Source organism: Streptomyces sp. NPDC004327, from assembly GCF_042873935.1.
In the GTDB taxonomy this organism is placed as follows: domain Bacteria; phylum Actinomycetota; class Actinomycetes; order Streptomycetales; family Streptomycetaceae; genus Streptomyces.
Map to the genome: position 1 here is coordinate 1,027,237 of NZ_JBIAME010000001.1, position 12,457 is coordinate 1,039,693.

The 12,457-nt window shown below is 74.9% G+C and carries 14 protein-coding genes; 10 read left to right on the forward strand and 4 right to left on the reverse strand.

The annotated features are described in order from the left end of the window. The first annotated feature begins 73 nt into the window (after window positions 1–73). A complete protein-coding gene (locus ACFYU9_RS04450) occupies window positions 74–427 on the forward strand; it encodes an MmcQ/YjbR family DNA-binding protein (protein WP_389214745.1) in 354 nt (117 codons plus the stop codon). Between the two features lie 25 nt (window positions 428–452). On the opposite strand, the gene ACFYU9_RS04455 is transcribed toward ACFYU9_RS04450, so the two are convergent. Then, window positions 453–1,331, reverse strand: a complete 879-nt coding sequence (locus ACFYU9_RS04455) for a sigma-70 family RNA polymerase sigma factor (RefSeq protein ID WP_389342276.1) — start codon at window positions 1,329–1,331, stop codon at window positions 453–455. Between the two features lie 82 nt (window positions 1,332–1,413). On the opposite strand from ACFYU9_RS04455, the gene ACFYU9_RS04460 reads away from it, so the two are divergent. The 4 genes from ACFYU9_RS04460 (at window position 1,414) to ACFYU9_RS04475 (ending at window position 5,635) form a co-directional block, all read left to right on the forward strand. Beyond that, window positions 1,414–2,100, forward strand: coding sequence for a TetR/AcrR family transcriptional regulator (locus ACFYU9_RS04460; RefSeq protein ID WP_389214742.1), 687 nt, complete (start codon window positions 1,414–1,416; stop codon window positions 2,098–2,100). A gap of 57 nt (window positions 2,101–2,157) precedes the next feature. Beyond that, window positions 2,158–3,534, forward strand: a complete 1,377-nt coding sequence (locus ACFYU9_RS04465) for a GH1 family beta-glucosidase (RefSeq protein WP_389214739.1) — start codon at window positions 2,158–2,160, stop codon at window positions 3,532–3,534. Between the two features lie 14 nt (window positions 3,535–3,548). Further along, on the forward strand, window positions 3,549–4,844 hold the full coding sequence (locus ACFYU9_RS04470; RefSeq protein ID WP_389214736.1) for an MFS transporter: 1,296 nt from the start codon (window positions 3,549–3,551) through the stop codon (window positions 4,842–4,844). A 119-nt stretch (window positions 4,845–4,963) separates the two neighbouring features. Beyond that, entirely contained in the window at window positions 4,964–5,635 is a 672-nt protein-coding gene (locus ACFYU9_RS04475; RefSeq protein ID WP_389214733.1) for a hypothetical protein, read from the forward strand. A 43-nt stretch (window positions 5,636–5,678) separates the two neighbouring features. On the opposite strand, the gene ACFYU9_RS04480 is transcribed toward ACFYU9_RS04475, so the two are convergent. Continuing rightward, the gene (locus tag ACFYU9_RS04480) at window positions 5,679–6,533 is read right to left on the reverse strand and encodes a universal stress protein (RefSeq protein ID WP_389214730.1); all 855 of its coding nucleotides are present in this window, start codon (window positions 6,531–6,533) and stop codon (window positions 5,679–5,681) included. Between the two features lie 216 nt (window positions 6,534–6,749). On the opposite strand from ACFYU9_RS04480, the gene ACFYU9_RS04485 reads away from it, so the two are divergent. The 4 genes from ACFYU9_RS04485 to ACFYU9_RS04500 are packed head-to-tail and all read left to right on the forward strand — an operon-like array spanning window position 6,750 to window position 10,126. Next, window positions 6,750–7,676 (forward strand): universal stress protein, encoded by a 927-nt coding sequence (locus tag ACFYU9_RS04485; protein ID WP_389214727.1) that lies wholly within the window; start codon window positions 6,750–6,752, stop codon window positions 7,674–7,676. Window positions 7,677–7,727: 51 nt separating this feature from the next. Next, window positions 7,728–8,678 carry an ABC transporter ATP-binding protein gene (locus ACFYU9_RS04490; protein WP_389214724.1) on the forward strand — a complete coding sequence of 317 codons (951 nt, stop codon included), beginning with the start codon at window positions 7,728–7,730 and terminating at the stop codon, window positions 8,676–8,678. Next, window positions 8,675–9,493, forward strand: a complete 819-nt coding sequence (locus ACFYU9_RS04495; RefSeq protein WP_389214721.1) for an ABC transporter permease subunit — start codon at window positions 8,675–8,677, stop codon at window positions 9,491–9,493. Before ACFYU9_RS04490 ends, ACFYU9_RS04495 begins: the two co-directional genes overlap by 4 nt. Before the next feature lie 30 nt (window positions 9,494–9,523). Further along, entirely contained in the window at window positions 9,524–10,126 is a 603-nt protein-coding gene (locus ACFYU9_RS04500; protein WP_389214719.1) for a hypothetical protein, read from the forward strand. Window positions 10,127–10,229: 103 nt separating this feature from the next. Here the strand turns inward: ACFYU9_RS04500 and ACFYU9_RS04505 are convergent, their stop codons facing one another. Both ACFYU9_RS04505 and ACFYU9_RS04510 read right to left on the reverse strand, forming a co-directional pair. Next, window positions 10,230–10,883, reverse strand: coding sequence for a CBS domain-containing protein (locus ACFYU9_RS04505; RefSeq protein WP_389214716.1), 654 nt, complete (start codon window positions 10,881–10,883; stop codon window positions 10,230–10,232). Continuing rightward, on the reverse strand, window positions 10,880–11,185 hold the full coding sequence (locus ACFYU9_RS04510) for a hypothetical protein (RefSeq protein WP_389214713.1): 306 nt from the start codon (window positions 11,183–11,185) through the stop codon (window positions 10,880–10,882). Before ACFYU9_RS04510 ends, ACFYU9_RS04505 begins: the two co-directional genes overlap by 4 nt. Before the next feature lie 210 nt (window positions 11,186–11,395). On the opposite strand from ACFYU9_RS04510, the gene ACFYU9_RS04515 reads away from it, so the two are divergent. Beyond that, entirely contained in the window at window positions 11,396–12,436 is a 1,041-nt protein-coding gene (locus ACFYU9_RS04515; RefSeq protein ID WP_389214710.1) for a zinc-dependent alcohol dehydrogenase family protein, read from the forward strand. Window positions 12,437–12,457 lie beyond the last annotated feature (21 nt).

Sequence of the window (12,457 nt, forward strand, 5' to 3'; positions counted from 1 at the left end):
GCCGTGTTCGTACGGAGCGAACCCTATGCCGCCCCGGCGCGTCGATGTCAGTGCTCCGTCATACGGTCGGGGTATGAGCACCTCCGACGAAGTCCGCGCGCTCGCGCTCGCCCTGCCCGAGACGACCGAGAAGGAGGCATGGTCCATGCCCACCTTCCGTGTCGCGGGCAAGATGTTCCTGACCCTCCCCGAGAACGAGACCTCGATGGCGGTCCGCTGCCCGAGGGAGGAGCGCGACGAACTGGTCCTCGCCGAGCCCGGGAAGTTCTGGATCGCCGGCCACGAGGCCGCCTTCGCGTGGGTGCGGGTGCGCCTGGCCGCCGTCGACGACGCGGACGAACTGCGGGCGATCGTCCTCGACTCGTGGCAGCAGGCCGCGCCGCCCCGGCTGCTGAAGGAACACCCGGACCTCGCGCCCCGGGCGTGACGCGGCCGGCCGGGACCGGCGCGGTTCACACCGGGTGAGGCAGGTCCATGAGCGCGAGCAGCGCCGGGTCGACGACGGCGGTGACGTCGGTGATGACGCCGCCGGCGACGGTGAAGGCGAGCACGGAGCGCGGGGTGCCGTCCTCGTTCCAGGAGATCACGCCAGGGCGGCCGTCGACGGTCGCCGCGTGTCCGCGTGCCGCGCCGCCGGCGACGCGCGCTCGGCCGGCGACCTCGGTGGCCCCGATCGTGACGAACCGGCCGTCCGGCGTGTGGACGGTGAACCTCACCTCGGGGTGGAGCACCCGCAGCAACTCCTCGAACCGGCCCTCGCCGGCCGCCGCCAGGAAGGCGCGCACCACCTCGCGCCGCTCCCGTCCGCCGCCACCCGGCCGCGGGGCGGTCCGCACCTTCCGGCGGGCGCGGCTGGTGAGCATCTTGGTCGCGTCGGCGGACTTGCCGAGGATGGTGCCGATGTCCCCGTGCGGCACGGCGAAGACGTCGTGCAGCACGAACGCCAGCCGCTCGTCGGGGCGCAGCGAGTCGAGCACCGTGAGCAGCGCGAGGCCGACGGAGTCGCCGAGCGCCACGAGCTCCTCCGGGGCGGGGACGTCGCCGAGCGTCACCGTGCAGCCGGGCAGCCGGTCGTCGAGCGACACCTCCGGGCGGGTCCGCCCCGACCGCAGCACATCGAGACTGATGCGGCCGACCACGGTGGTCAGCCAGCCGCCGAGGTTGCCGATGGTGTCGGCATCCTGGCGGGAGAGCCGCAACCACGCCTCCTGCACCACGTCCTCCGCGTCGGCGTGCGATCCGAGCACGCGGTGGGCGACGGCCCGGAGCCGGTCGCGGTGCGCCTCGAAGGCGAGGGCGAGCGGATCCGTGGGGCGGGTGGTGCCGGGCATGTGATGACCTTCCCTGAGGCGGCTTCGTCACAGTCGTGACGGGCGCCGGCCCGGAAACGTAACCGATGAAGGAGAACGTGTGGTGACGGAAGCGACGAGTCCGCAGGTGGAGCCCGGGGCCGGGCCCGGAGCCCGGCTCCGCAGGCGGCCGCAGCAGGCGCGCAGCCGGGCCCGGGTCGAGGCGATCCTCGCAGCGGCCGACCGGATCCTGGCGGGGGAGGGGTTCGAGGCGCTGACGATGCGGCGGGTCGCGGAGGAGGCGGGGGTGCCGGTCGGGAGCATCTACCAGTTCTATCCGGACAAGGGCGCGGTGGTGGACGCGCTCGGCCGGCGGTATCTGGAGGGGTTCAAGACCGCCATCGACGAGCTCGTGGAGCGGGCCGCCGACGGTGAACTGGACGACCTGGTCGGCACGATGGTCGACGTGTACGCGGAGCTGTTCCGCTCGCAGCCGGGCGGTAGGGCGCTGTGGGCCGGGCGGCATCTGAGCCCCGAGCTGGCGCGCGCCGACGAGGCCAGCAACGCGCTCGTCGCCGAGGGGCTGGAGCGCATCGTCGTGCGGCTGACCGGCGGGCCCGGGGGACAGCCGGTGCGGCGGGCGGCGCGGATGGTGGTGTGGGCGGCCAACGCCGTGCTGCACGAGGTGTTCAACGGCGACGGCGAGCCGGACCTGGAGAGCGTGGCCGAGCTCAAGAGGATGCTGCACTGCTACTGGGAGGACCTGCGGAGCCGGCTGACGGGGGCCGGGGGAGCAGTGTCGAATCCCTAGAACGTGAACACTCGTTCATGTTATGTTGCGGCCCGCTCCGGACGGAAGGCTGCGCCCATGACCATCGGCTCCACCGGCTCCACCGCACCGACGCAACTCCCGCGATTCCCCGCCGACTTCGTCTGGGGCGCCTCGACCGCCGCCTACCAGATCGAGGGCGCCGCCGACGAGGACGGCAAGGGCGCGTCCATCTGGGACACCTTCGTCCGCCGCCCCGGCGCCGTCCGCGACGGACACACCGGCGACACGGCCTGCGACCACTACCACCGGTTCGGCGAGGACGTCGCCCTGATGCGGCGGCTCGGGCTCGACGCGTACCGCTTCTCGCTCTCCTGGCCGCGGGTCGTGCCGGCCGGCGCGGGCAAGGTCGAGCCGCGCGGGCTCGACTTCTACGACCGGCTGGTCGACGCCCTGCTCGATGCCGGCATCGAGCCCACCCCGACGCTGTTCCACTGGGACCTGCCGCAGGCCCTGGAGGACGAGGGCGGATGGCTGAACCGCGCGACCGCCCACCGCTTCGGCGAGTTCGCGGCCGTGGTCGCCGGGCGGCTCGGTGACCGGGTCAAGCGGTGGATCACGCTGAACGAGCCCTTCGTGCACATGTCGTTCGGCTACGGCTTCGGCGTGCACGCCCCGGGCCGCGCCCTGATGCTGGACGCCCTTCCCGTCGCGCACCACCAGCTCCTCGGCCACGGCCTCGCCGCCGCCGAGCTGCGCGCCGCCGTGCCCGGCGTCCAGGTGCTGACGGCCAACAACTGCACTCCCGTGCGCCTGCGCTCCGACGCGCGGTCGGACGCGGACCGCGCCGCGGCCTCGGCGTACGACGTCCTGCACAACCGGCTCTTCAACGACCCCGTCCTGACCGGGAGTTACCCCGACCTGTCGGCGTACGGCATGACCGACCCCACCTGGGGAGGCGTGGTGCGCGACGGCGACCTCGCCACCATCGCCGCACCGCTCGACGGCCTCGGCGTCAACTACTACAACCCGACCTGGGTCACCGCCCCGGCCGATCCCGCCGCCGGCCTGCCCTTCGACCTCGCCGAGCCCGAAGAGGCCTACCGGCGCACCGCGTTCGACTGGCCGGTCGTCCCCGACGGCCTCACGGAACTGCTCACCGGCCTGACGGCCCGCTACGGCGACGCGCTTCCGCCGGTGTGGATCACCGAGAACGGCTGCTCGCTGCCCGCCGGAACGGACGACCAGCCGCGCGTCGACTACCTCGCCGGACACCTCGACGCCATCGCCCGGGCCATGGCCCAAGGCGTCGACGTACGCGGCTACTTCACCTGGTCGCTGCTCGACAACTTCGAGTGGGCCGAGGGCTACCACCAGCGGTTCGGGCTGGTCGAGGTCGACTTCGCCACCGGGCTGCGCACACCGCGGGCCAGCTTCGCGTGGTACCGCAACCTGATCGCCGCCCAGCGGCCCTGACCGACGGAGTCACCATGGCCCACGCCCTCGCGGGGGACCCGGCACCGGACCGCGCCACCGGCCCGGCCGGGGAGGACGCCGCCGCCGTCTTCGCCGAGCCCCGCGTCCCCGTCACGGCCGGCTGGACGGCGGGCCTCTCGCTGGCCACGCTCGCCGTCTTCATGGCCTTCATGACGCCCATCCAGATCCTGCTGCCGCTCCAGCTGGAGCGCGTCGATCCCGACGGCAAGAACGCCGCGCTCTCGCTCGTCACCGGGCTCGGCGCACTCGTCGCGGTGGTGGTCAACCCGCTCGCCGGCGCCTGGTCGGACCGGACCACGAGCCGCTTCGGCCGCCGCCGGCCCTGGATCCTCGGCGGCGCCCTCGCCGGGGCGGCTGGCCTCGCGGTCACCGCGGCGCAGCACACCGTCGCCGGGGTCGCCGTCGGCTGGTGCCTCGCCCAGGCCGGACTCAACGCGATGCTCGCCGGGGTCACCACCCCGGTCGCCGACCGCGTGCCCCTCGCCCAGCGCGCGCAGGTGTCAGGCTGGACCGGCCTCATGCAGTCCTTCGGCCTCGTCCTCGGCGCGCTGATCACCGCACTGCTGATCACCGGAGTCCGCTCCGGCTACGCCACCCTCGCCGTGCTCACCGTCGTCCTCGCGCTCCCGTTCGTGCTGCGGCATCCGGAGCCCGCGCTGCCCCGCGCGCTCCGCCCGGCCTTCGACGCCCGCGCCTTCGCCCGCTCCTTCTGGGTCAGCCCCCGCCGGCACCCCGACTTCGGCTGGGCCTGGCTGACCCGCTTCCTGATCAACCTCGGCAACGCCCTCGGCACCCTCTACCTCTTCTACTTCCTCGCCGACGCCGTCCACTACGGCGACCCCGGCACCGGCGTGCTGATCCTCACCGTGGTCTACACGCTCTGCGCCGCGGCCACCGCCATCCCCGTCGGCGTCCTCTCGGACCGCGCCGGCCGCCGCAAGACCTTCGTCGTCCTGTGCTCCCTGGTGATGGCCGCCGCCGCCCTGCTGCTCGCCCTGCTCCACACCTGGCCGTCGGCGCTCGCCGCCGCGGCGGTCCTGGGCGCGGGCTACGGGATCTACCTCGCCGTCGACCAGGCCCTGGTCACCCAGGTCCTGCCGGAGGCCGCCGACCGGGCCAAGGACCTGGGCGTCATCAACATCGCCAACTCCGGCCCCCAGGTCCTCGCACCCGCCCTCGCCGCCCCCGTCATCGCCCACCTCGGCGGCTACACCGGCCTCTACACCGCGGCCGCCGTGGTCATCCTCGTCGGCGGCCTGCTCGTGCGCCGCATCCGCGGCGTCGCCTGACCGCCTCCTTCGGACGCAACGTCCCTCAAGCGACGGACAGTTCTTTCAGCGCGATGTTGCCCCACTGCCGGTTCGCCTGCTTGACGACGATCCGCAGCCGCGCCGTTAGGGTGATGATCATGGAGTCCACCGTCCACGCCCTCGCCCACCGGCCCCTGACCGCCGAAGCCGTCGCCGAGTTCCTGGGCCTGCCGGCCGCCCCGCCCGTCCCCGAGGACGCCGACGCCGTCGACGCCGAGGTGCGGCGCCGCGGCTGGGAGTGGGAGGACCGGCTGGTCTGCGAGTCCTACCGGACCGCGCACGGTCATGTGATGTGCAGCGAGGCTTACAGCCCGTTCGGCGACCCGGACGCCCGGGCCTTCCTCGTCTTCGGCGAGGTGTATCCGGTCGACCCGGAGGACGAGCGCATGGCCAACGGGCCGTGGCTGAACGGCCTGCTCGACGCCTGGCAGGAGCTGCCCGGCTGGACCGGCCGGCGGCCCGGCACGGAGCGGGACTGCGAGGACGTCCTCGCCCGGGCCGCCGAGGTGGTCGGCGCCCACCTCGGCACGCCTCCCGAACGCACGCTCGTGTCCTCGGCGGCCGTGGCGACCGGCCCGGACCTGACCCAGCGCGTCTGGCGCACCCCCACCCACGCCGTCGTACTCGGCCCGGCCGCCGACTACGGCCCGTACGGCTACCTCACCCACCTCCAGCTGTCCTGCACCCCGCTCGCCGGCGCTCCCGCCCTGCCGCCCGCGGACGACGAGGACGGCCTGACCGCATGGATCACCGCGCACGTCGACTGGTGACCATCGCGCCCCGCCGACGCGCGCCGGGAGCGACGGCGGCCCGTCACTCGTGCGGCACGAGGGCGACCGGCGCGCGGCTGTGGTGCAGCACCGCGTGGGCCGCGCTGCCGATGCGGGCGCCCCACACCGAACGCTGGATGCGCCGGCCGATCACCACGAGCGCCGCGTCCTCGGCGGCCCGCACCAGCTCGGAACCGGCCGAGCCGATCACCACCCGGTCCGTGACGGCGACATCGGCGTACTTCGCCCGCCACGGGGCGAGCAGATCGTCCAGCGACCGCTTGATCTCCGGAGTCACCGCCGGGCGGACGTCCGGCACCATGGCCGGGCCCAGGCCGGCGAAGAGCGGCAGCTGCTGCGCATGGACGACATCGAGCCCGCTCCCGCGCCGGGACGCCTGCGCGAACGCGAAGCCCAGGACCGCGTCGGCCGGCTCGCGTACGTCGACGCCGACCACGACCGGGCCGTCCGGAGCGGGTGCGGCGGTCGCACGGACCAGGACGACCGGCAGTTCCGCCAGGCCCGCCACCGTCATCCCGACCGAACCCACGAGATAGCCGGCCACGGCGCCCATCGCGCGCGAGCCCAGCACCAGCAGCTCGGCGTTCTCGGCCGCGGCCAGCAGGCTCGGCACCGGGTCGGCGGGCAGCAGCCGGGTGGTGACGGACAGATCCGGGTGGCGCTCGCGCAGCGCGGCGGCGCCGCCGGCCAGCAGTTCCTCCGCCCACTCCTCCACGGGCCGCCGCGAGACGAACGGCACCAGGGCCTCCGGCGACGCCTCGCGCACGTGCACCAGCTGCACCTCGGCGCCGCGCAGCAACGCCTCGTCCGCCGCCCACCGCGCGGCCGCGTCCGCCTGCTCCGTACCGTCGAGGCCGACCACGATGCTCCGCGTCATGCCCGCTCACCTCCTCGTTCGGGCCGGCCTGCCGTGGCGGTGCTCACCGGTCCCGCGGTCACGGCCCGACCGCACCCCACCATCATCCGACCGCGCGCCGGGGGCAGCGGCAGGGCCGGACAGGTCCCGCTCGGGGCCGAAGGACCCAACCCGCCGGGAAGCACCTTGTGCGAGCGTGGAAGGTGTACCCACGGGGCACACGGCTGAGGAGGAGCCATGAACAGCCAGACCCCTGCCCGGCCCGAGCTCGGCAACGTCGTCGTGGGCATCGACGGATCCCCATCCGCCCGGACGGCCGCGCTCTGGGCCGCGACCGAGGCGGACCGCCGGGGCCGCCTCCTGCACCTCGTCCACGCCGCCGACACCGACCGGCGCATGGTCTTCAGCGACGCCGAGACGGTCCAGTCCGTCCGGGAAGCGGGCCGCGACCTGCTCACCGACACCGCGCGCGCGGTCCACGAACGCTGCCCCGAGCTCACCGTCACCACGGAACTCGGCCGCCAGGAGCCGGTCGCCGGACTGCGGGCGGCCGCCGGCAACCGGGGCACGATCGTGGTCGGCCACCGGGGCCTCGGCGGCTTCGCCACCCTGATGCTCGGCTCCATCGGCCTGGGCGTCGCGGCCCGCGCCGACGTGCCCGTGATCGTCGTACGCGGCGAGAGCGAGCGCCCCGAGACCGGCTCCGTGACCGCGGCCGTGCACGACGCCACCGACCTCGGCTGGCTGCTGCTCGCCGCCGCCGAGGCCGAGGCCCGCAAGGCCGACCTCCGCCTGATCAGCGTGTGGAACGTGTTCTCCCACATCGGCCGCGTCGCCACCATGCTCGACGACCTCGACGGATTCGCCCGGCAGCGGGTGCGCGCGACGAAGGAGCTGGCCGACCGCGTCCGCGAGGTCTACCCCGGCCTGAACGTCGACCACCACGTGGAGACCGGCACCAGCGCCCCCGGCATCCTGATCGAGGCGAGCGGCCGAACCGACCTGCTCGTGATGGGCCGCGGCCGGCGCCCGCTCGGCGTCGGACCCTCCCTCGGCCGCGTCGCCCACGCCCTCATCCACCACGCCCACTGCCCCGTCGAGATCGTCCCGCCCGCCTTCGCCGAGGCCCCCGCCGTCGCCGCTGCCGGCGAAGCCGAGTCCTGAGCGGGCCGCGGCCGACCGCCCGGTTCGCGGCGACCGGAGGAGAGTGGACGTATGGCAGAGAGGCGCGCCATCGAGCTCAGCGGCCTGTCGAAACGCTACGGACCGGTCGTCGGCATCGACTCCCTCTCCCTGGTGGTCGACGCCGGGGAGGTCTTCGGCTTCCTCGGCCCCAACGGCGCCGGGAAGACGACCACGCTGCGCTGCCTCGCCGGGCTCCTGCGCCCCACCGCCGGCAGCGCGCGCGTGCTCGGCCTCGACCCGGTCGCCGACCACGCCCGGCTGGCCCCCGCACTCGGCTACCTGCCCGGCGAGCTGCGCTTCTACCCCGAGCTCACCGGCGCCGAGACCCTCGACCTGCTCGCCGCCCTCCAGCAGGCCCCGTCCCCCCGCCGCCGGGAACTGTGCGCGCGCCTCGACCTCTCCGAACGGGACCTGCGGCGCCCCGTCCTCGGTTACTCGCGGGGCATGAAGCAGAAGCTGGGGCTCGTCCAGGCCCTCCAGCACGATCCCCGGCTCGTGGTGCTCGACGAACCGACCGAGGGCCTGGACCCGCTCGTCCAGGAGACCTTCTACGAGCTGATGGCCGAGGCCCCGGCGGCCGGGCGCACGGTCCTGCTCTCCAGCCATGTGCTGCCCGAGGTGCAGCGGGCCTGCGGCCGGGTCGCCATCATCCGCGAGGGCCGGCTCGTCACCGTCGAGCGGGTCGCCGCGCTGCGCGAGGCCCGGGCCCGCCGGATCCGCGTCACGCTCGCCGCACCGCGCGCCGGCCGGCCCCGGAGCCTGGGCGCCGCCGACCGCTGGCAGCCGCGCTGGCAGGGCGACCGCGCCGAACTCCTCGTCCCGCCCGGCGACCTCACCGGCACCCTGCGCGAGCTGCTCACGCTGCCCGTCGCCGACATCACCGTGGAGGAGGCCGGCCTCGACGAGGCGTTCCTCGACCTCTACCGGGACGGCGAGCCCGGCGGCGGCGCCCCCGGCCGTACGAGCGGGGAACCGCAGTGAAGGCCCGGCTGCCGCTGCTGTGGCTCGCCCTGCACCGCAGACGCCGCATGCTGAGCGCCCTGCTCGTCGGCATGGTGGTCTTCGAGACGCTCATCATCGTCGTCACGCACACGATCCCGCCCGGCCAGCTCCTGTCCGGTGGCAGACAGCCCCCCTCGGCCTACCGGGCCTTCAGCGGATCCAGCGGCGACGTCTCGATCGCCAGCTACCCCGGGCTGCTCGGCGCCGGACTGACCCATCCCTTCTGGATCGCCCTCCAGCTGACCGTGATCGGCTCGCTCGCCGCTGCCGCCGTCGCCGCCGACGTCGAATCCGGCACGATCGAGCTGGTCATGGTCCGGCCCGTCACCCGCACCCGGCTGCTCGCCGAACGCACCGCCGCGCTCCTCCTCGCCTCCGCCGCGCTCACCGCCGCCGCCACCCTGACCGTCGCGGCCGGCGTGGCGCTCTCCCCGAAGATCCACGCCGACGTCGGCCTCGGCGGAGTCTTCGCCGCGGGACTCCTGGGCTACGCCTTCACGCTCAGCGTCACAGGCCCCGCGCTCGCCGTGTCCGCCGCCGGCCGCCGGCGCGCCCAGGTCCTCGGCGCCGTCGTCGCGATCGGCGCGGTGGGCTTCGCCGTCAACTTCATCGCCCTCGCCTGGCATCCCGCCGCACCCCTGCGCTTCCTCAGCCCCTTCCACTACTACACACCGGGCGACGCCCTCGCCCAGGGCGCCGTGCTCTGGCCCCGCCTCGCCGTCCTGGCGGGCGCCGGCGCGGCCGGCCTGATCCTCGCCCACGCAACTCTCCGCCGCCGCGACCTGGCCCCCTGACCGGCGGGCCGTTCCGCCCGGAGGTACGACATGAACAGCCACGAACCGTCGAGCCACGAGGCGTGGGACCGCGAACCTGACCGGCCGCGGACCGGAACCGTGCGGCGCACGGCCGTCCTCCTCATCCTGACGGTCGCCCTGATCTGCGGAGCGGTGGCCGCCGGCGCCCTGTGGCAGGCCGGGTCCGAGGCCGACCGCGCCCTCGCCGCGCACCGCCACCGGGTGACCGCGACCACCACCGCACGGAGCGTGGACCCGGCGGTCGGCACCCGCTTCGGGGCGCAGCCGAGCTCCTTCGCCAAGGCCGTCTGGTCCTACCCGAAGGGCGTGGCCCGCTCCGGTACGGTCGACGTCCCGCCCCGGACGCCCGCGGGGCACCCGGTGACGATCTGGGTGAACGACGCGGGCGCCCCCTCGCAGCCGCCCGGCGACGCCACGGACCGCACCGTGACCGCACTGGGCGGCGGCGCCGCGACGACCGGCCTCGTGGCGGCCACCGCCTTCGGCGCGGTCCTGCTCGGCCGCCGGTCCCGGGCCCGCCGGTTCGGCGACCTGGAGCGCGAGTGGGCGCGGGTGGAGCCCGTCTGGTCCGGCCGGCTCCGCCGCGGCGGCACCGGGAGCGGCGAGGGCTGACCGGGCCGGACCGGTGACGTCGGCGTCAGCCCTGTGCCCGGTCCGTCAGCCCTGTGTACGCCCCGTCCGCCGCGCCCCGTCGCGCCCCGGCGCGTCCCGGCGCTCAGGCCGTCGTCGGGGCGGAGAGTTCGCACCGCACGTCCACGACGCCCTCCACGGCCCGCGCCAGCCGCGCCGCCACCGGGACGAGCGCGCTGTCGCGGACCTCGCCCGACAGCGTCACGACGCCGGACTCCACCCGGACGTCGACCCGGCTCCCGGAGAGCGGGAAGAGGTGCTCCACGACGTCGCGGCGGACCTCGGCGGCGAGTTCCTCGTCCGACCGGAGGAAGACCTTGAGCAGGTCGGAGCGGCTGACGATGCCCTGGATCGCGCCCCGGGCGTCGACCACCGGCAGCCGCTTGACGTGATGGGCGGCCATCAGGCGCGCGGCACGGGGGAGCGAGGCGTCCGGCGCGACGGTGACGGCGGGCGTGGTCATCAGGTCCGCGGCGCGCGACGAGCCGGCCTTGGCGGTGGCGTCGAGGTGCCGCAGCTGCTCGACGAGGCCGAGGCGGTGGTCGTGGAACTCCTCCTTGAGGAGCAGATCGGCCTCGGAGACCACGCCGACGACGCGGCCCTCTCCCTCGACGACGGGGACGGCGGCCACCCGCCAGCGCTCCATGGCGGTGACGATCTCCTTGAACTCGGCGTCGGGCCGGACGGCGACGACCTGCTTGGTCATCACGTCGGCGACGGTGAACGGCCGGGCGCTCATGGCTCTCTCCTTGCCGGGTCTGCCGGGTCTGCCGGGTCTGCGGGGCCGCCGGTCGCCATGCCGGCGGAGGAGACGATGACGGCGGGGCGGTGCGCGCTGTTGATGTTGCCCAGCCGTTCCCCGTTGCGGCGCCACAGGTTCGCGAACCCCTGGAAGAGGCCGCAGTCGACGAGGACCCGGGCATCGTCGCTCTCGACCAGGAACGTGCTGCCGGTGACCGTGCCCACGCCGCCCAGGAAGGTGAGCAGGGCGGGGCGGGCCGCCTCGGCGGCCGGAGCCGGATGCCGGGCTGCCTCGGACATGGCCGCCCTCCTTCGGTCGTGAGCCCCAGTCCCGGCCCTTCGGTCCGGAGCCTGCGCTGTGCCGTCTCCACCCTCGCACCCGCCGCGGCCCCGGCCACAGGGTCCGAGCGGCCCTCTTCCGGGGCCGAACGGCACATGCGCCGCGACCCGGCGGCGTCCGAGCCTGATCGTGGAGGACCCCGAACACGCCGAAGGAAGTGGGTGGGCGCCATGAAGGCAGCCGTCTTCCAGGGACCGGGCCCCATCGCCTGGCAGGACGTGCCCGACCCGGGCATCGAGGACCCCGGCGACGCCGTCGTGCGCGTCGACGTCGTCACCATCTGCGGCACCGACCTGCACATCCTCAAGGGCGACGTGCCCGAGGTGACGCCCGGCCGGGTGCTCGGCCACGAGGCCGTCGGCACGGTCGTCGAGACCGGCCGGGACGTCCGGACCGTACGGCCCGGGGACCGCGTGCTGATCTCCTGCATCTCGGCCTGCGGCCGCTGCCGCTTCTGCCGAGAGGGCCGCTACGGCCAGTGCCGCGGCGGCGGAGGCTGGATCCTCGGGCACACGATCGACGGCACCCAGGCCGAGTACGTGCGGGTGCCGTTCGCCGACCTTTCCGTGTACCCGCTGCCGAGCGCCGTCGACAGCTTCGACGCCGTGCTGCTCGCGGACATCTTCCCCACCGCCTACGAGGTGGGCGTCCTCAACGGCGGGGTACGGCCGGGCGACACCGTCGTCGTGGTCGGCGCGGGCCCGATCGGACTGGCCGCCGTCGCCACGGCACGGCTCTACAGCCCGGGCCGGATCATCGCCGTCGACCTCGCGCAATCCCGGCTCGTCGCCGCGCGCACGCTCGGCGCCGACGCCACCGCGAGGGCCGGCGAAGGCCCCGAGCAGCTCGTCGAGGACCTGACGGAGGGCCTGGGCGCCGATGTGGTCATGGAGGCGGTCGGCGTCCCCGAGACCTTCGAGATGTGCACGCGGATGGTCCGCCCCGGCGGCCGGGTCGCCAACATCGGCGTCCACGGCAAGCCCGCGGTGCTCCACCTCGAAGACCTGTGGATCAAGGACGTCACCCTCACCACCGGCCTCGTCGACACCTCGTCCACGCCCCTGCTGCTGCGCATGATGGCGGCCGGCCGGCTGCCCGCCGCGGACCTGGTCACCCACCGCTTCGCACCGGGGCGGATGGCGGAGGCGTACGACGTGTTCGGCCGCGCGGCCGAGACCGGCGCCCTCAAGGTCGCGCTCGGCGGCCCGTAGCGCCCGTACGGGGCCGGCCCC